The 19,147-nt window shown below is 27.2% G+C and carries 20 protein-coding genes; 2 read left to right on the top strand and 18 right to left on the bottom strand.

All coding sequences use genetic code 11. The annotated features are described in order from the left end of the window. The 4 genes from ACRDDE_RS02400 to ACRDDE_RS02415 form a co-directional block, all read right to left on the bottom strand. Window positions 1-654: an MgtC/SapB family protein gene (locus ACRDDE_RS02400; RefSeq protein WP_438625295.1), complete on the bottom strand. Its 654-nt coding sequence runs from the start codon at window positions 652-654 to the stop codon at window positions 1-3. A 118-nt stretch (window positions 655-772) separates the two neighbouring features. Continuing rightward, entirely contained in the window at window positions 773-1,609 is an 837-nt protein-coding gene (locus ACRDDE_RS02405; RefSeq protein ID WP_438625267.1) for a mechanosensitive ion channel family protein, read from the bottom strand. Window positions 1,610-1,770: 161 nt separating this feature from the next. Next, a complete protein-coding gene (locus tag ACRDDE_RS02410) occupies window positions 1,771-1,944 on the bottom strand; it encodes an aspartyl-phosphate phosphatase Spo0E family protein (RefSeq protein ID WP_438625268.1) in 174 nt (57 codons plus the stop codon). Window positions 1,945-2,009: 65 nt separating this feature from the next. After that, window positions 2,010-2,519, bottom strand: coding sequence for a Gx transporter family protein (locus ACRDDE_RS02415; protein WP_025162335.1), 510 nt, complete (start codon window positions 2,517-2,519; stop codon window positions 2,010-2,012). Between the two features lie 174 nt (window positions 2,520-2,693). Between ACRDDE_RS02415 and ACRDDE_RS02420 the strand changes: the two genes are divergently transcribed. Then, window positions 2,694-2,912, top strand: coding sequence for a FeoA family protein (locus ACRDDE_RS02420; protein WP_025162334.1), 219 nt, complete (start codon window positions 2,694-2,696; stop codon window positions 2,910-2,912). 11 nt (window positions 2,913-2,923) lie between these two features. Then, complete coding sequence (gene feoB / locus ACRDDE_RS02425) at window positions 2,924-4,852, top strand: ferrous iron transport protein B (protein ID WP_438625269.1); 1,929 nt, start codon at window positions 2,924-2,926, stop codon at window positions 4,850-4,852. 56 nt (window positions 4,853-4,908) lie between these two features. Here the strand turns inward: feoB and htrA are convergent, their stop codons facing one another. The 14 genes from htrA to ACRDDE_RS02495 all read right to left on the bottom strand — a co-directional run. Continuing rightward, window positions 4,909-5,991 carry a serine protease HtrA gene (htrA, locus tag ACRDDE_RS02430; protein WP_438625270.1) on the bottom strand — a complete coding sequence of 361 codons (1,083 nt, stop codon included), beginning with the start codon at window positions 5,989-5,991 and terminating at the stop codon, window positions 4,909-4,911. Window positions 5,992-6,140: 149 nt separating this feature from the next. Continuing rightward, a complete protein-coding gene (locus tag ACRDDE_RS02435; RefSeq protein WP_438625271.1) occupies window positions 6,141-7,493 on the bottom strand; it encodes a glucose-6-phosphate isomerase in 1,353 nt (450 codons plus the stop codon). Between the two features lie 181 nt (window positions 7,494-7,674). Beyond that, complete coding sequence (locus ACRDDE_RS02440; RefSeq protein ID WP_438625273.1) at window positions 7,675-9,297, bottom strand: Na/Pi cotransporter family protein; 1,623 nt, start codon at window positions 9,295-9,297, stop codon at window positions 7,675-7,677. Window positions 9,298-9,440: 143 nt separating this feature from the next. After that, window positions 9,441-11,039: an NAD(P)/FAD-dependent oxidoreductase gene (locus tag ACRDDE_RS02445; protein ID WP_438625275.1), complete on the bottom strand. Its 1,599-nt coding sequence runs from the start codon at window positions 11,037-11,039 to the stop codon at window positions 9,441-9,443. An 84-nt stretch (window positions 11,040-11,123) separates the two neighbouring features. Then, window positions 11,124-11,501, bottom strand: coding sequence for a hypothetical protein (locus ACRDDE_RS02450; protein WP_438625277.1), 378 nt, complete (start codon window positions 11,499-11,501; stop codon window positions 11,124-11,126). Between the two features lie 38 nt (window positions 11,502-11,539). Next, window positions 11,540-12,577 carry an SEC-C metal-binding domain-containing protein gene (locus ACRDDE_RS02455; protein ID WP_438625279.1) on the bottom strand — a complete coding sequence of 346 codons (1,038 nt, stop codon included), beginning with the start codon at window positions 12,575-12,577 and terminating at the stop codon, window positions 11,540-11,542. A 75-nt stretch (window positions 12,578-12,652) separates the two neighbouring features. After that, a complete protein-coding gene (locus tag ACRDDE_RS02460) occupies window positions 12,653-13,327 on the bottom strand; it encodes a hypothetical protein (RefSeq protein WP_438625281.1) in 675 nt (224 codons plus the stop codon). A gap of 73 nt (window positions 13,328-13,400) precedes the next feature. After that, a complete protein-coding gene (locus ACRDDE_RS02465) occupies window positions 13,401-13,823 on the bottom strand; it encodes a hypothetical protein (RefSeq protein ID WP_438625283.1) in 423 nt (140 codons plus the stop codon). A 9-nt stretch (window positions 13,824-13,832) separates the two neighbouring features. Beyond that, entirely contained in the window at window positions 13,833-14,279 is a 447-nt protein-coding gene (locus ACRDDE_RS02470; RefSeq protein ID WP_438625284.1) for a hypothetical protein, read from the bottom strand. Window positions 14,280-14,281: 2 nt separating this feature from the next. Continuing rightward, entirely contained in the window at window positions 14,282-15,094 is an 813-nt protein-coding gene (locus ACRDDE_RS02475) for a hypothetical protein (protein ID WP_438625285.1), read from the bottom strand. A gap of 9 nt (window positions 15,095-15,103) precedes the next feature. Then, the gene (locus ACRDDE_RS02480; RefSeq protein WP_438625287.1) at window positions 15,104-15,478 is read right to left on the bottom strand and encodes a pilus assembly FimT family protein; all 375 of its coding nucleotides are present in this window, start codon (window positions 15,476-15,478) and stop codon (window positions 15,104-15,106) included. A gap of 23 nt (window positions 15,479-15,501) precedes the next feature. Then, window positions 15,502-16,686, bottom strand: a complete 1,185-nt coding sequence (locus ACRDDE_RS02485; RefSeq protein ID WP_438625289.1) for a type II secretion system F family protein — start codon at window positions 16,684-16,686, stop codon at window positions 15,502-15,504. Next, window positions 16,673-18,040, bottom strand: a complete 1,368-nt coding sequence (locus tag ACRDDE_RS02490) for a GspE/PulE family protein (RefSeq protein ID WP_438625291.1) — start codon at window positions 18,038-18,040, stop codon at window positions 16,673-16,675. The genes ACRDDE_RS02485 and ACRDDE_RS02490 overlap by 14 nt, the downstream gene beginning before the upstream one ends. Before the next feature lie 250 nt (window positions 18,041-18,290). Beyond that, window positions 18,291-19,147 (bottom strand): ATP-binding protein (locus ACRDDE_RS02495; RefSeq protein ID WP_438625293.1); only part of this gene is annotated, 857 nt, incomplete at its 5' end.

A 19,147-nucleotide genomic window follows, 5' to 3' on the forward strand; every position in this document is an offset into this window, starting at 1 on the left:
TTAATGTAAATAATCTACACTTATTATATTTTTTAGGTCATTTAATTCTAATATTATCTTTTCTACCATAATTCGTCTATCATAAACAATGAAAAAGTTTATTATATAATCATTTTCTCCACTAATTACATCAATATTACTAACATTTATTTGAGATTTTTCAAGTTTATTGTATATAGTAGAAATAATATTTACATTATCTATCTTTATAGTTAATATATTTTGCTTTTTTCTAAAAACTACTTTATCTATATTTTTCAATATATATAGTGTAACCATTACAAATAGCCAAGCTGATATTCCTAGTATATATTGACCATAGCCTATAGCAATTCCTATACATGCTGTTGCCCATATTCCTGCTGCCGTAGTAAGCCCTCTTATTCCACTTGAGTTTTTAAGTATAGCTCCCGTTCCTAAAAAACCTATCCCTGATAATACCTGAGCTGTTAACCTTGATGGGTCCAAATTTGTTTTTGAACTATATTCCATAAATAATGTTACAGATGTTATAGCTGTTATACATGATCCAATCGAAACCAAAATATGTGTTCTAAATCCTGCAAATTGATATGACTTTTCTCTCTCTAGTCCAGTCAATCCTCCTATAATAAGAGCTATTAATAATCTAGTTAAAATTTCAGTAGGTGATATTTTACTCCCCCTCCTTTATAGTTAGGTATATTTATATTTATATTTGCAGGGGTTAGTCCATTATTACGACTATATTTTAACCGAAAATAAAAAGGACTATTTTGAATAGTCCTTAATCTTAATCACACATATTTTGTTTAACTATATTTATATGAGTAGGGTAAGCTATATTTATTCCATTATTTCTAAATGTTATGAGTATCTGTAGTTTTGTGTCTTTAAGCACTGTAAAATATTTATGAGATTGAACAATTCCAGTTATAGTGTATTTAGCTCCTACAGACTTTTCTTCAATATCTGTAACTCCATAAACACTAAATGACCCAACATTTTCCTTCCCCTTTTTTGTATGTAAAAATTCTTTATGCCTTTCATTTAATATGGTACATACTTCTTCTAATGACTTAATAACTTCTAAAGGATCTTCTTGATACGGCACTCTAACACTCACAACTACTCGCATATTTTTCCTGCTGTAATTTCTAATACTAATAATATTTCCATTTGGGATAGTTACTCTTCTCAAATCCCAATCTCTTAAGCTAGTACTCCTAAGCCCTATTTCTTCTATCGTTCCTCTAAATTCCTCATTTATAAAAACAAAGTCACCAACTTGTATTTGCTTCTCAAATATTATAAAAAAACCATTGAATATATCTTTTAGTATACTTTGAGATGCAACCCCAGCTATCAATCCAACTATACTTGCGCCTGTAACTAAAGTACCGAATTTAGTTACATCAACTATGTTAAATTCTTTCAACAATAGTATTATCGTTAAGATAAATATAACATAATATGACATTGAGCATAAAAGACTGTTTAAAGTGTTTTCATATCTTACGTCAAATCTAGTAAATTCAAATAGTTTTTTTAAAAAGTATTGTATTAATTTTAATAAAACATACGCACAAATAATTATAATAACTGAGTTTATTAACTTTGCCAAAATCATAATTAATACCTTTCTTTTAACAATTTCTATATCTCAATTATTAATTATTGACGCTATACTTAAATGATATACCTAATCAAACCAGTTTATATATCTATCATTTGTGAATTTTTCCACATGCAAAAATTCACTTTTGCTTAAGCGCAAAAAAAGCCTTCTTTTTATTCAGAAGACTCTTTGCTCAGCTGTATATACTTATTTATTGCTTGATCAATTTTATTACTCGTACTAACCAACTCATCTTTAAATATATCCGGGTATTCTATATAAGTATTTATTTCTTCCCTCAAAGCTTCTATTTCTTTCTTTAGTAAAATCAGTTCATTTTTAGTCATATTATCACCATAGTTACAAATTTATATATATTCATTTATATTTTAACAAGGTTTTCCCTAGTGTGTCAATAAACGTTTTTATCAATACTAGATAACTTTCCTACTGTAAATTTAGAAGCAATTCCAACAAACAGTCCAGTTATTATAGATGCGAATAACATATATGGTAAATATCCAAATATCATACCATTTTTTATTATCATTCCAGCCACCGCTAACTGCCCTATATTATGACCAATAGCTCCTATAACACTTACCCCTATTAATGAAAATTTATTAATTTTTAAAGCTAAGTACATAAATATCAAACTTAAGTATGAACCCGCTATACTAAACAATAAATATGATATTGGACCTGCAAATATAGATGACATAAGCACCCGTACAGATAAAATTATGAATGTATCTTTTAGACCAAATAAAACTAAAGAAGTTAATGTAACTATGTTTGCAATCCCTAACTTAGCGCCTGGAAATATAGCAATTAGCGGATTTGGCATGTAGCTTTCGATTATATATAATATTAAGCTGTATCCAACCATCAATGACATATGAGCCAGTTTTTTAGTCTTCATATATTTCGCTCCCCCTTAGTTGAAATTTTCTATTACCTATATACTACCATAGTCTTAAAGTAAGTTTTTTAATTATTTTTTTAATCTATTCACTATTTATTGACTTTTTGAATATTAAATGGTATATTTATATTATAATTAATTGAGAATGAAACTCATTAGGAGGTGCTAATGATGACTGTTTACGATTTAAAAGTCGGTGAAAAAGGTATCATTAATAATATATACGGAAACGAAAAATTAGCTAAAAGATTATTAGCTCTTGGATGTATAAATGAAACTGAAATAGAAGTAAGAAAAATCGCTCCATTAGGAGATCCTATATTAGTTCGTTTTAGAGGATTCGATTTAGCGATAAGAAAGAGTGACGCAAAAAACATTAGCTTAAAATAGGAGGTATCATCGTGATTAATGTTGCATTATTCGGTAATCCTAACGTTGGTAAAACTACAGTGTTTAATATTCTTACTGGATCTAAACAATATGTAGGTAACTGGCCTGGAGTTACTATAGAAAAAAAAGAAGGATTTATAAATGAAGATATTAAGGTTATTGACCTTCCTGGTATATACGCTATGGATACATTCTCTAACGAAGAAAAAGTATCTAAAAGGTTTTTAGAAAGCGGAGATGTAGACTTAATATTAAATATAGTAGATGCATCTAGCTTAGATAGAAACTTATATTTAACTACTCAGCTTATGCAATACAATAAGCCAATTATATTATTACTTAATATGATAGATGTTGCAGAGGCTAAAGGTATACACATAGACCCAGCAAAGCTTGAAAAGGAATTAGGGGTTAAAGTAATACCTATAGTCGCTAAGAAAAAAGAAGGTCTTGAAAATATATCTAATGAAATAAAATCATGTTTAAATATAACTTCTAATTATAGAAAAGATTTTGGAAACGAAATAAATACCTATAAGGAAATCGAAAAAATATTAAGTAAATCTATGAAGTCGGATTCTAAAAATAAGGAAAGTATTAGTAGCAAACTAGATAATATAATATTAAATCCAATATTAGCTTATCCTATATTTGTTTTAGCACTATTAACACTTTTTAAATTTACATTTGAATGGGTCGGTGGGCCTCTTCAAACATTAACAGAAACTTTAATAGATACTTATATAGCTACACCTGTAGATGCTTTGTTAGCAAATTCTAGTCCTTGGTTCCATTCACTAATAGTAGATGGAATAATAGGTGGATTAGGTGGAGCTCTACCATTCTTCCCATTAATATTTGTATTATTCTTAGGAATGTCATTCTTTGAGGATAGTGGATATATGGCTAGAACAGCATTCTTAATGGATAGCATAATGAAAAAAGTTGGTTTATCTGGTAAAGCATTTATACCTATGATAATGGGATTCGGTTGTGCTTCTCCAGCGATAATGGCTACTAGAACTTTAGAAAGTGAAAAAGATAGAAAAGTTACAGCACTTATTGCTCCACTTATGACTTGTGGTGCTAAAGTACCTGTTTATGCATTATTTGTATCTATATTTTTCCCTAAAAATGCAGCTATTGTAACTACATCTTTATATCTATTAGGTATAGTGATCGCAATAATAATAGCCTTAATATTAAATAAGACAGTATATAAAGCTGATATAGAACCTTTTGTTTTAGAGTTACCAGAGTATAAACTTCCAACTCTAAGCGCTTTATTTAAAAATACATGGAATAAAGCTAAAGGTTTCTTAATAAAAGTTTGTACAATAATGTTTGCTATGTCTGTTGTTATATGGGCATTATCATCATTTAATTTCAGCGGATTTACTAGTGATATAAATAGCAGTTTCTTAGCTTTAATAGGTGGATTAATAGCTCCTATATTTGCTCCTTTAGGATTTGGAGATTGGAGAGCAGGAGTTTCTATATTAACTGGTATAAGTGCAAAAGAAGTTCTTATAAGTACAATGGAAATACTTTATGGAAATTTAAATACAGTTTTACCAACAGTATTTACAAGTGTTTCAGCTTATGCATTTTTAGTATTCTCTGCTTTATATACTCCATGTATAGCAGCTTTATCTACAATGAAAAAAGAATACGGAAGCAAAATGATGATGATATCAGCAGTTTACCAATTTGTTTTAGCTTGGATTGTAGCATTCATGGTTAAAACTCTAGGTTCATTAGCATTTGAAGGAGCTTCAGCATCTTCATTAGTAGAATTATTAGTTGGAGGAATAATCGTACTTGCAGCAGCATTTATTCTTTACAAGAACGTAAAAGCAAAAGGTAATGGATGCTCTGGTTGTTCTGGTTGTTCTAGCAGTGGTTCTTGCCCTAGCAGTAAAAACAAAATGACAAGTTAATCTATTGATATAAATAAAAAAAAGATGGGATTGAATCCCATCTTTTTTATTTATATTTAAAACTTAATATCTACAGTTATGTTTTTTCCACCTCTATTTACTTCTATCTTAGCTTTATCTCCTACTGAGAATTTATATAATGCTTTATTTAAATCACTCATTGATGTTATTTTTGTATCTCCAACCTTTGTTATTACATCTCCTGCTTGTATTCCTGATTTTTGTGCCGGAGTATTAGCTATTACTTCTGCTATATAAACACCTTCATCAGCAGCTAAGTCAGTTCCTGTTGTTGTTTCAAATGTTTTTACATCTATACCTTTTATACCTAATGTTACTTTTTCAAATTTACCATCTTTGATAATTTGCTCTACTATAGGTTTTGCTGTATTTATAGGTATGGCAAATCCTAATCCTTCTGCTCCAGATGCTTTAGCTGTGTTTATACCTATAACTTCTCCTTTATCATTTAATAAAGGTCCTCCACTGTTACCTGGATTTATACTTGCATCAGTTTGTATAAGCCCTGTCATATTAGATTGCTCTGTTTGTATACTTCTATCTAATCCACTTATTATTCCTTGTGTAACACTCTTTTGGAATTCTAATCCTAGTGGATTTCCTATTGCTACTGCTAAATCTCCAGTTCTTACAGAATCACTATTTCCTAAGTCTGCTACAGGAAGTCCTGTCTTATCAACCTTTACAATAGCTAAATCTATAGTTGGATCATTCCATAAAACTTTTCCCTTTGAAGTTGATCCATCATTAAATAAAACATTTACATCAGATGCTTTTCCATCAGATACAACATGTGAATTTGTTAATATGTATCCTTTAGAATCTACTATAAATCCTGTTCCAACACCTTGTGATTGTTGTGGTATTGCAAATATATTATTAGTATCTATTGTAGTAGTTGTTATACCTACTACAGAAGGCATTGCCTTATCAGTTACTGCATGATATATATTTTCACTTTTAGTCCCTTCATTTACAACGATATCTTGTTTATTCCCATCAGATTTAGATGATAGCTTATCCCCAAGTATAAAAGCTGTTATAAAACTTCCAACCATCGCACTTATTATACTAACTATTATAATAAGAGTTATACTAGTCTTCTTTCCACTACTCATATATTTATCCCTCCTATTTTAATTTTTATATTGTTTTACTTTTTGTATTATTATTATTTTTTTAATGTTTTTATATTCTTAAATATAAAAACACTATACAGTTAATTTCTGTATAGTGTTTATTATATAACTGTATCCTTAATTAAACCTTAATTGTTTAATCTTTTTTCTAATTCAGCTCTTTCTTTTTCAAAACCAGGCTTTCCTAATAAAGCAAACATATTTTTCTTGTATGCTTCTACTCCTGGTTGATTGAATGGATTTACTCCTAATAAGTATCCGCTTACTGCACATGCTTTTTCAAAGAAGTAAACTAAGTAACCAAAATTATATTCATCTAATTGAGGTATATTTACTATTAAATTTGGAACATTTCCATCTGTATGAGCTAATAAAGTGCCTTGGAAAGCTTTTTTATTTACAAAGTCAACAGTCTTGTTAGCTAAGTAATTTAAGCCATCTAAATCTATTTTTTCTTCATTTATAGTTATTTCTCTTCTAGTTTTTTCAACATTTAAAACTGTTTCAAATATTATTCTTTTACCTTCTTGTATATATTGTCCCATAGAATGTAAATCTGTTGAGAAATCTACTGAAGCTGGATATATACCTTTGTTGTCTTTTCCTTCACTTTCTCCGTAAAGTTGCTTCCACCACTCTCCAACATAGTGTAAGCTTGGCTCATAATTTACCATTAACTCTACATCTTTACCTTTTCTGTGAAGAATATTTCTAGCTACAGCATATTGATAACTATAGTTTGACTTTAAGTCAGGATTAGAAAAATCATCCATTGCATCTTTTGCACCCTGCATCATAGCATCTATATTTATATCACAAACTGCTATTGGCAATAATCCAACAGGAGTTAATACAGAGAATCTTCCACCAACATCATCAGGTATTACAAAACACTCATATCCTTCTTCATTTGCTAAAGACTTTAATGCACCTTTCTTAGAATCAGTTGTAGCATATATTCTTTTACTAGCTTCTTCTTTTCCATATTTTTTCTCTAAGAAATCTTTGAATACTCTAAATGCGATAGCTGGCTCTGTTGTAGTTCCAGATTTAGATATTATATTTATAGATACATCTTTATCTTTGATTATATCTAATAAATCTAACATGTATGTAGAGCTTATATTTTGACCTACAAAATAAACTTCTGGAGATTTTCTTTCTTCTTTACTTAAGTTATTTCTAAATGAGTGTCCTAATGTTTCTATTGCAGCTCTTGCTCCTAAGTAAGATCCACCTATCCCTATAACTAAAAGTACATCTGAATCTTGCTTTATTTTTTGTGCAGCTTTTTTTATTCTATCAAACTCTTCTTTATCATAATCACTAGGTAAGTTTACCCAACCTAAGAAATCGTTCCCCTCACCAGTTTTATTATGTATCATTTCATGAGCAACTTTTACATACTCGCTCATACAATCGATTTCTTTTTGATTTAAAAAACCTATTGAATTACTATAATCAAAACTTAACTTTTTCATAGCCCATTACCTTCCTTATCTCGTTAAAAATTTATTATATAGAAAATTATATCAAACAATATGTATTTTTCCAAATTAATTATAATATTTATTTATAATTTAATTTTAATATTTTCAATTATTCATTTATATATACAAAACTCCTGTATATTTTTTATACAGGAGTTTGTCGATAGTTATATTATTGTTTTTCTAATTTGTTTGCTATAACTTGTTGAGCTATATTAACCGCATGGTCTGATATTCTTTCAAGGTTAGATATTAAATCTAAGAATATAATTCCGCTGTCTATACTACATAAACTATTATTTAATCTATGTATATGATTTGCTCTACATGATTTTTCCATTATATCAACTTGTTCTTCCATCTTTATAACTTTACAAGCTAAGTCTACATCATAAGTTTTCATAGCTTGTAGTGCATAATCATAAGTTGCTATAACTTTATTGTATAATTCTCTCACTTCTTCAGTTCCTTGCTTAGATAATTTTAAATCTGAATTAATTATATCTTGAGCTAATTCAGCTATATTTTCAGCATGGTCCCCTATTCTTTCTATATCATTTACTGTATTAAATAAAGAATCTACTATATCTCTAGCATCTTCATCTAAATGAGCTTTTGATAATTTAAGTAAATAGTTTAGAATTCCCTTTTGTAATTCATTCACTATTTTTTCATTTTTAAATGATTTATCTATATTCTCTTGAGATTGTTCTAAAAATCCATGTAGCGCATAATTTACACTTTCTTTAGCTTTTTTACCCATTCTTAAAGTTTCTTTAACTACACTTGCTACAGCTATTGATGGTGTTTCAACTATTCTATCATCTAGATACTTTATAGCTTTACTTTCATCTTCTTCTCCAGCTTTATCTGGAACAAGCTTTATAGCAAGATTTATAATAAACTTCGTAAATGGAAGTAATATAATAACTGATAGTATATTGAATAATGTGTGAGTATTAGCTATTTGTCTAGCTACATCACCAGGATTCATATTAGTTACAAAGCTTACTACTGGTTTGTTTAATACTATCAAGAATACTGCCGTACCTAAAACATTGAATATTAAATGCATAACAGCTGCTCTTTTAGCATTTCTAGACGCCCCAACACTTGATATTAATGATGTAACGCATGTCCCTATATTTTGTCCGTATAATATAGGTAATGCTGCATTTAAAGGTATTAATCCTTGTGATGCTAAGGCTATAAGCATACCCATAGAAGCACTTGAACTTTGAACTATAGCTGTTATCCCAAATCCTAATAATAATCCTAATAAAGGATGATCTCCAAACCCTACTAATAAGTCTGTAAATCCTTTATATTCAGCCAATGGTTCAACTGCATTCTTCATAAAGTCCATACCAGTAAATAATATACCAAATCCAATTAATATTTCTGCTATGTTTTTAACTTTTGGCTTGGATGCAAATAAATATAAAATAATACCAATCCCTAATGCTATAGGTGCCATTCCATTTAAGTCAAATGATACAAGCTGAGCAGTTACAGTAGTTCCTATGTTAGCTCCCATTATAACGCCTATTGCTTGTGTTAAATTCATTATACCTGCATTTACAAATCCAACTACCATAACTGTTGTAGCACTACTACTTTGTATGATTGCAGTAACAAATGCACCTACAATAACTCCCATGAATATATTACTAGTAAGAAGTTCAACTATTCTTTTAAGTTTCGATCCTGCTGATTTTTCAAGACCCTCTGCCATTAAGTTCATTCCATATAAGAATAAACCCAATCCTCCCATAAGGCTAATTACTATATCCAATTTCATTTCCTCCTTGAAATATTTATACTATTAGTCTACAAATATAGAGCCTTATCCATTTTATCAAACAGCTTGTCTAGTTTTGTTAAATCTATGTTAAATATTAAAAATATATTAAATATTTATTAAATTATGGTTAACTTTTAATTTTCACAATATTTAGAAATAATTTTTTCAGCACACTTTATTCCATCTACAGCTGCAGTCACTATTCCTCCTGCATATCCAGCTCCTTCACCACTAGGATATAAATCTTTGACATTAACAGATTCTAATGTTTTCTCATCTCTAACTATTCTTATAGGTGCAGAAGATCTAGTTTCTACCCCTGTTAGAACTGCATCATTCATAGCAAATCCATTTAACTTTTTATCTAGTAAAAGTAATCCTTCTTTCATTGTGTCACATACAAACTTCGGTAAACAACCTCTTAAATCTATAAATTCGTATCCTGGTTTATATGAAGGTCTTACAGATCCTAATTCAGTACTTACTCTATCATTTAAAAAGTCCCCTACTAATTGAATTGGAGCTTTGTAGTTTTTCCCACCTAGTTCAAATGCTAATCTTTCATATTTTTCTTGGAAGTAAACTCCTGCTAACGGATGGTCGCTTTCAAAGTCCTCTGTAGCAACATTTACTAAAACTGCACTATTTGCGTTCTCTTGGTCTCTAGCGTGTTCACTCATCCCATTAGTAACAACTTGACCTTCCTCAGATGCTGAGGCTATCACAGTCCCTCCTGGGCACATACAGAAAGTGTATATACTTCTTCCATTTGATGTGTGTTCAACTAATCTATAATCAGCTGCCCCTAATCTAGGATGATCATAGAACTCTTTATATTGAGATTTATTTATTAATGTTTGAGGATGCTCTATTCTTGCTCCTATCGCAAAAGGTTTTTGAGTTATTTTTACACCTTGTTCATATAGCATTTTATATGTATCTCTAGCACTATGTCCTATTGCAAGTATTACAGCCTCTGTTTCAAAAGTTTCATTATCATTTACAATTACAGATTTTATTTCGCTATTTTCTATATCTATCTTTGTAACTTTCGCATCAAATTTAACTTCTCCGCCTAGTCTTATAATTTCTTCTCTTATATTTTTAACTACTTCTTTTAATATATCTGTTCCAACATGTGGCTTATATGAATATAAAATCTCTTCTGGAGCTCCAAAGTTAACAAGTTCTTCTAAAACTTTTCTGCATCTTATGTCTTTTATTCTAGTAGTCAATTTTCCATCTGAAAATGTTCCTGCTCCACCTTCTCCAAATTGGACATTAGATTTTGGATTAAACTTTCCATCTTCCCAGAACTTTTTAATATCTTCTGTTCTTGTATCTACATCCAGTCCTCTTTCAAGTAAAATTGGATTATATCCTCTTTGAGCTAAAACTAATGCTGCAAATAATCCAGCTGGCCCACTTCCTATTACAACAGGTCTGTTTTTTAACTTTTCAGTACCACTTTGTACATCTGTATATGATTTTTCTTTAACTTCTACAACATCTTTAATTTTTGATTTTTTTAATATGTTATTTTCATGCTTAAGTTCTACATCAACAGTGTAAACAAAATCTATTTTGCCTTTTCTTCTAGCGTCTATAGATTCTTTATATATCTTATAATTAAGTAATTCTTTTTCACTAATTTTTAATTTTTTTAATAACATAGGTTTTATATTATCTAAGCTTTCATTTATATCTAACTTAATATTAGAAACTCTTAACATGTCATACCTACCTTTCTTTAGTAAAAATAAAAGCTAGGCTTCGTAGGGCCTAGCTTTTATGGTAAATTCTAATTATATTGTTACTTAATCTCTTTGAGTTATTAACCCTCTTATAACTTTCATGTTGTTAAATACTTTTTCTAAGAAATTCTCTGCCTCTTCATTATCTAGTAATGCTATTTGAGTTTGCTCATCATCCTTTATACCGTTTTGTTCACAGTATTGTTTTGCTATACTTACTAATTCATTTTTATCGCTCTCACATAATTCAAATTCTTTATAATCTATAATTATGTATTGCATCGCCTTTTCTAAACTTTTTTCGTTGTACCCTATTTCTATATGGTATATTACTGCATATAAATTCTCAGGAGTTTCATCTCCCTTATATACCGGTACTGCTGGATTAGATTTTATATAACTTGTTGATACAGCAATTGCTTTTCCTAAATTAAGGCTCATCTATATACCTCTTTCTGTATATTTTAAATTAAGTTTTACTACATTTTTAAGTCTTTATGTCTCTTACCTAAAGTACTTGGACTTATATCATATTTTTTAGAGATTTGTGATTGAGTTACTGTTTGTCCATTTTCTTTTTTAATATGATATTCTACTGCTGCTGCCCATCCATTCTCAGAACCTTTTATTTCGCTATTTTTAGCTTTATATTCGTTCCAAAACTCTAAGCAGTTTTCTAATATATCACTTTCAACTTGAGCTTTAAGTAAAGCTGAAACTGAGCACTCATTCTCGTCAATCATTTCCTTAACTTCTTCTTGTTTTTTAGCTTTAACGTCTTTTTGATCTTTAAGATATTCAGCTATGTTAGGATCTAGTAATTGTTGAATGTACTTGTAAAGTATGTGAGTATGATATATTAAGAAAGTTTTTATATCTTTATATAAATCTTCATATTGGCTAAAGAAATGATTTATATCATTTACTATTACATCTTTAACAGCATCTGATATACTTACTGTAACGTCTAGTAATAGATGAGATTCTCCTACTTCAACTATTCTAGCTATTATACAGTCACCTTGATTAAACCCATTTAATAGATTTATATCTTCAGTGTATATTTCATCTCCTGTTATAGCATCTTTTAATAAAATTTTATCCTCTAACTTTTCTTTTATAACATACACACTTACATAAGATTCAAATAAGCTTTTTAGTATATCTACTTCTGGCTTAGTTAAGCTATTTTTATTTTCTTCAAAAAAGTCTACAGTTATAACTTTTTTATTTTCCATTATATGGTCTTGTATAAAGTATGTATTAAAGAAGCTTTCAAACTTACCATTTACATTTTCATCATCTAATATATAAAACATTTCTTGTGCTTTTTTATACTCTTCTTTAAACTTCGGCTGTCTTGAATATTCATACAGTTTTGAGTACAGTTGTGAATATTGTTTTTGTGAAAGTACAATTTTTCTACTAGCTCTCTCCGACACAACATCTTTATTTAAACAGCATTTTTTATATTTTTTCCCGCTTCCGCATGGGCATAACTCGTTTCTCCCTAACACTGTTACTTTCACTCCTTCATTTCTAAATTTAAATACAATTTATAATTATATCATCTTTCCCTCAATGATTCTACACTATAAAGTTATTTTATTGATTTTAAGCGATTTTTTATTGATTTTCTGTATAATTCCATCTAAAATTGCCTCATTATATTTGTTTTTTGCATCGTTTATCATAATTTCATTTACTGAATTAATTATTTTTTCTACATCTACTTTTAAATTTAAATCTTTTATTTTTTCCTCCATACTATTTAAATAAAATTTTTTTATATTTTCAATTAGTTTATTTTCATCATTAATATATATATCTTTTAACTTTATATCGCCTTGAAATTTCTTTATTTCAAGATATTCATCTGGTTCAGATTTCGATAAAAGTTCAGCCAAATCTTGTTCAATAATATCCTTATTTATGCTTTTAAATTCTTTTATTAATACATAATTGTTGTATCCCAACAAATGTCCTTTTAAATATGAATACAATATAACTTTTTTCCTATCTGTTTTTATTAAATCATAAACATCTTTAGATATTTTCTCTATATTATCTATGTCTTTACACTTTTCATTAATTGTTTGACTAAATTCATCCATTATATTTAATGTCCAAATATATATGCTTATCTTTTCTATATCTACACCATAAAATTTTTTACATACGTAAGTGTACTTTGTGTTTCCATTTTTAAGAAAATCATATTCGATATCATTTATATAATTATTTAAAAAAAGTATATTATTATCCATTGGAGTCCTCCTTAAGAATTTGTAGAATATTCTTATATATTAAATTATTCTACATAAAACATAGGAAAACCTTTTATATGACTTTTACTTTAAATTTGCAATTTATAATATTTTCATCCATCTTTGTTATATTTATACTATCTATGTTTATTTTTTTCTTTGAATTATTTATACTTTCAATACTTTGATATATTAAATTTCTATCTCCATTTATCTCTCCTTCAAGCTCTATTTCATCATCACTATTTAAATTTGTCTTGATATATTTTATAGTTGCAATATCTTTAAATTGTTTTTGAATACTTATTATTATATCTTCTCTATATCCAGCTTTTAACTTTTGATCTTTTTCATTTTCCAACTTTTTTATAACTTTAATCTGATTGCCTAACAATTTTTCTTTTTTATCCAATTTCAAATATATAAAACTAAAATTCAAAACTAAAAATAATACTAAAAAAATACTTATATTTATTTTATTTTTATTTATTTTCATCATTAACTCCTAAAAACTACTTATTTCGAATTCATATATATTTTCATTGTTATTTATAAAATCGATATTAGCTTCTTTTGTATTTTCTATTTCCTTAACTATATCCAAATAATTTTTTATTTTTTCAAAGTCATTAGTTTCACCTTTAAATTTTAATTTTTTATTTTTTATTTCTATACTTTTTAATTCACTATCATCCATTAAATTCAATATACTAGATAGTTTTGATGTGGTTTGTTTTATATTTGAAGTTTCTTTATTTTGTTCAATACAATTTAAAACAGATTTCCTTTCTGTCACATTTTCTTCTAGATTTTGAATTTTATAAAATTTATTTAAATTAATTACAATTGTAAATACTATAATGCTAATTAATATTAATTTTTCTTTATCTATTTCCTTATTGTAAAACTTCTCATCTTCGAAAAAAAAGTTTAATATTTTTCCATTCTTCATAACTATATCAATCCTATATTATTAATAAAATCATTTAATTCATCTTGTTTTTCATCTTTTAAAAAAAGTTTATTTACCTTAAATTTTGTCTTTAAATTTTTTATAAGTTCACAGTTTTGAAAACCATAGTAATATATTTTCTCATAATTATTTTCAATTTCATTATTTAAAAACTCATATACATCCATATTATTTAATGTGTATGAGTTTATAATAAGTTTATTTTTAATTAAATTTACATTAGTGTATTGTCTTCCCATATCTAAAATCAAATTGTTTTCTCCTTCTATTTCAATAGTTTCGTTATATATAAGTTTATTTAATATATCAAAATTAACACTTAAGCTTATAGGTTTAAATTTCAATGATTTAGCTAGTTCTCTATACCTTTTCATAAGGGATATTGGCATAAGTATAGCTTGTACATCTAGATACTCGTCTTCTTGTTTTAATATATTGTACTTTAATATATAATCTTTCATATTTATAGGCATATACTCACTTAACTCATATCCTATAAGACCCTTTATATCACCCTTATGCCCAGTATTTATCACTTTAATATTTCTATTTATTATACTTTCATTTTGAACTGCAAAAGATATTCTCCTACATGGTATTTTAAAATTATTCAATTCATTTTTTATTATTTTACTTAACTTGTTAATATCTAAAATTAATCCATTTTGATCTATTTGATTAAATTCAAAAGTTTTCATATTTCTAAATTTAACACGTCCAAAATACTTTTCTATAACAAGCATTTTAATTGTATTTTCTTTTATCTCTAAAGTTAATGTTTTTATTTTTATCACCTCTATACTTTATTCTTGTTCATTTTTAGGATAAAAAGTTTGTTCATCTACTTTCACCTGTATATCTTCGCCTTTAGTATATATTTTAAAGTTTTTATCTCTTTGGCTTTGAACTTTAGGCTTGCCTTCTAAATAATTTTTTTCAACTAAATAATCTACACTAATTTCATCTTCAGATACATCACTATTTATCGCTATTTTTGCAGCTGTAGCTATATTGTTCGCCGTAACATAATCTGCATTTAGCTTACTATTTTTTTCAACATCACCAAACTTGACTAATGCAATGCTTGATAGTACCCCAAGTATTGCAACTACAATTACAAGTTCTATTAATGTGAAACCTCTTCTTTTTTTCATAATTATCTTCTTATCTATTTTCATTTCATTTCTCCTTTTATTTATTTTTATTCAAATGAAGTTACTGCATCAAATACAGGCGTCATTATAAAAACTAGTAAAGTTCCTATAACTAATCCTAAAACTAAAACAATAATAGGCTCTATTAGTTTAATTATTTTACTAGTTAAATTTTCTAAATCATTTTCATAATTTGTATTTATATTTCGTAAACAATGTTCCATTTTGCCTGTTTCTTCACCTACTTCTATCATGGATATTACTATTTTAGGAAAGACTTGTGACTTATCTAATGAGAACGCTATACTGTTTCCTTTTTGAATTAAGTTTTTTGATATATTTAATTTCTGTACCATATATTTGTTACTTATTACATCACAAGATATATCCAAAGCATTTGTAATTTGTACTCCACTACTTATCAATATGTATATACATCTTATAAATTTATTTACTTCTATAGTTTGAATAATATTTCTAGTTAATTTAAATTTAAATAATTTCTTATCAAAATACATTCTAACTTTATATTCTTTTTTAAACATGTAAATTAGAAGTCCTATAATAGCACCTATTATTAAAAAAATTATTTTATAATGATTTCTTAAATTCATAGAAAAATTTATTAAAACCTTAGTGGTTAGAGACAGGTTACTTTCACTTCCAATAAACGATTGTTGAAATTTAGGGACAGTATATATTAATGTAAATAAAATTACACATATACATGTAAGAATTAACGCTATAGGATATACCATAGCCAAGATTAATTTTCTTTTAAATTCATATTCTTTTTTATAATAATCTGATAGATTCATTAAGATTTCATCTAATTTACCACTTACTTCTCCTGCTTTAACCATATTTATGAAAAACTTTGAAAACTTAGCTGAGTTTTTAAATGATAACGAAATAGAGTTTCCTTTTTGAAGGTTATAATTTATATTTTTTAGAATTGGTTTTAATTTTTTACTACAATTTAATTGAATTGTATTTAGCGAGTGTGTAATTTCGCATCCCGATGAAATCAACATTCCTAATTGATTACATAAAGTAGATAGGTCTTTGTCTCTTAAACTTTTGTTATTTCTATCTTTTAATAATCTTATATTTGCTATTTTAAAGTTATTTTCTAATGCATATACTTTCAATTCTTTTTCCGAATCAAAATTTAATTTTTTCCTTGCTCTATTTCCATGCTCATCATATACTATACATTCATATAGAGACATTTGTTTCACCTCTATTCAATATAGCTCTAGCACTTATAATTTCTTCTATTGTTGTTATATTTTCATTAATTAAATATGAGCAACTATCTAAAAAGGTAATCATATTATTTAGTCTGGCAGTATTATAAATATCTTCTATATTATTTTGACTCATTATAGCATTCCTAATATCTTTATCCATTTCTACTATTTCATACAGTGCTACTCTTCCTTTATATCCAGTGCCATTGCAATCCCTACACCCCTTAGCTTTCTTAATTTTTATATCTTTATGTAATTTTAGATATTTAGATATATTTGTTTCTATATGTTCTTCAAAACTACAGTTTTTGCATACACGCCTAATTAATTTTTGAGATATTATACCATTTAATGTTGATGCAATTAAATATCTTGGTATCCCCATATCAAGCAATCTGTTTATTGATTCAATCGCATTATTAGTGTGCATGGTACTTATTACTAAGTGTCCTGTAGAAGCGGCTCTAATGGCTATTTGGGCAGTTTCTTGATCCCTTATCTCTCCTACCATTATTACATCTGGATCTTGCCTTAATATGGATCTTAATCCTTTTGAAAAAGTTAATCCTATTTTTGTATTTACCTGAGTCTGATTTATGCCTTCTATCTTGTATTCAACCGGGTCTTCTATTGTTACTATATTTTTATCCATAAATTTAAAATCATTTAATATTGAATATAAAGTTGTTGTTTTTCCACTTCCAGTAGGACCTGTTATAAGCAAGATACCACTCATTTGATTAACTATATTTCTAATCTTATTTATAGCAATATTTGAAAATCCAATTTCTGATTTATTCTTTAGAAATTTGTTTCTATTTAATATTCTAATAACCACCTTTTCTCCATGCACAGTAGGTATAGTAGATAATCTAAGGTCTAATGTATTTCCATTAATTTTTTTGTCTATGCGCCCATCTTGAGGCAATCTTTTTTCAGCTATATCTAATCCTGCAATTAATTTTATAACTGTAACTAATTGCATATGCATATCTTTCGAGTAGTTATAAATCTCTTTTAAGTTTCCATCTATTCTCATCCTAATTTTTAGATTATCCTCAAATGGTTCTATATGTATGTCACTTGAATTAAAATTTAATGCTTTAGATAACATCTCATTTAATATACTTTGGTAATAGTCATCATTATTTATATCACATTCTGAGTAATATATTTTTATAGCTTCTTTTATTTTTAACTCATCTTCTAATTTAAAAACTATATTTTTTCTAGTTGCTAATCTAAAATCTTGTAATGCATAAATATTTTCTTTACTTATAGCTACTACCAAATCATTTTCTCTTATTTCAATCGGTATTGCATTATACTTCATAGCTAAATTTTTTCTTATTGTAGATGGAGCTTTTTTGTCTAATACTAAAATTTATCTCATTCTCCTTTCACTTATTTATATTATTTTGAAGTTAGTATATAAACTATTGAGTATTTCAATAGTTTATATACTAACTTCATCTACAATTATTAACATATAGGATTTATTCATACATTCAAATAATTCTATTTATATAAATAAAATTATATAAATAAACAAAAAAAGAGCCTAATAAGGCTCTCTTTTTGTTTTATTTATATTCTAAAATTCTATCTATTATTATATCTTTTAATTTATTCACTTCTGAGAAATTCATATTAGGCACATAGTACTCTTCTAATAAGTCGTGTTGCTGTTTTGCTCTTTTAATATTTAACAATCCATATTCAACTAAATCATTTAAAACTTTATTACTATAACTTAGCTCATCTTCATACTTATCATGTTTTTTAGTATCCATATAACTATTTAAATCTAAAGTTTCTAAATTCTTATCTTTAAATAATTTGCTAGTTGTTATAGCTAAGTCTAAATCTTTAATTAAAATAGTTTCTATTTTTTCTGGTAATAATGGAGCATGGAATATTTCTACCTCTAGACCATTTTCTGTAGCTTTATTTGCAACTTTATTTAATAAAGTTGATTTTCCTGTACCTAAATCTCCTTCTAGGTAGTAAATTTTATTTACGTCTTTCAAAATTGTATCTGTGTATTCTACATGACCTAAAGGAGATAATGCACTTCCAAATAAATGTATTTGTTCTTTATATTCACCATTAGGAATTACATTTTCAAATATTGATTGAAGTAAATTTGCAGTTAACAAGTTTACTTTTCCAAAGTCCATACAATCTACGTTTTTAGATTGTATTTCATAAGCTATAGGAGCTGCTGCTTCAAAATATTTAAATCCAACTTGGAAGAACCTACTTACCTCTTTATTACAATCAATTGAGTCTTTTTTATTTAATTCAATAGCTTTTCTATCCCAATATCTTCCTAAATCTAAAATTTCATCTATAGCTCCTGGATTTTTAGGATCTACAATATGAGGAGCTGTTGCATCTAGCATAACAACACCTAATTTTTTTATAACTATAACATCTA

The sequence above is a fragment of the Paraclostridium sp. genome, assembly GCF_051656405.1.
GTDB lineage: Bacteria > Bacillota > Clostridia > Peptostreptococcales > Peptostreptococcaceae > Paraclostridium.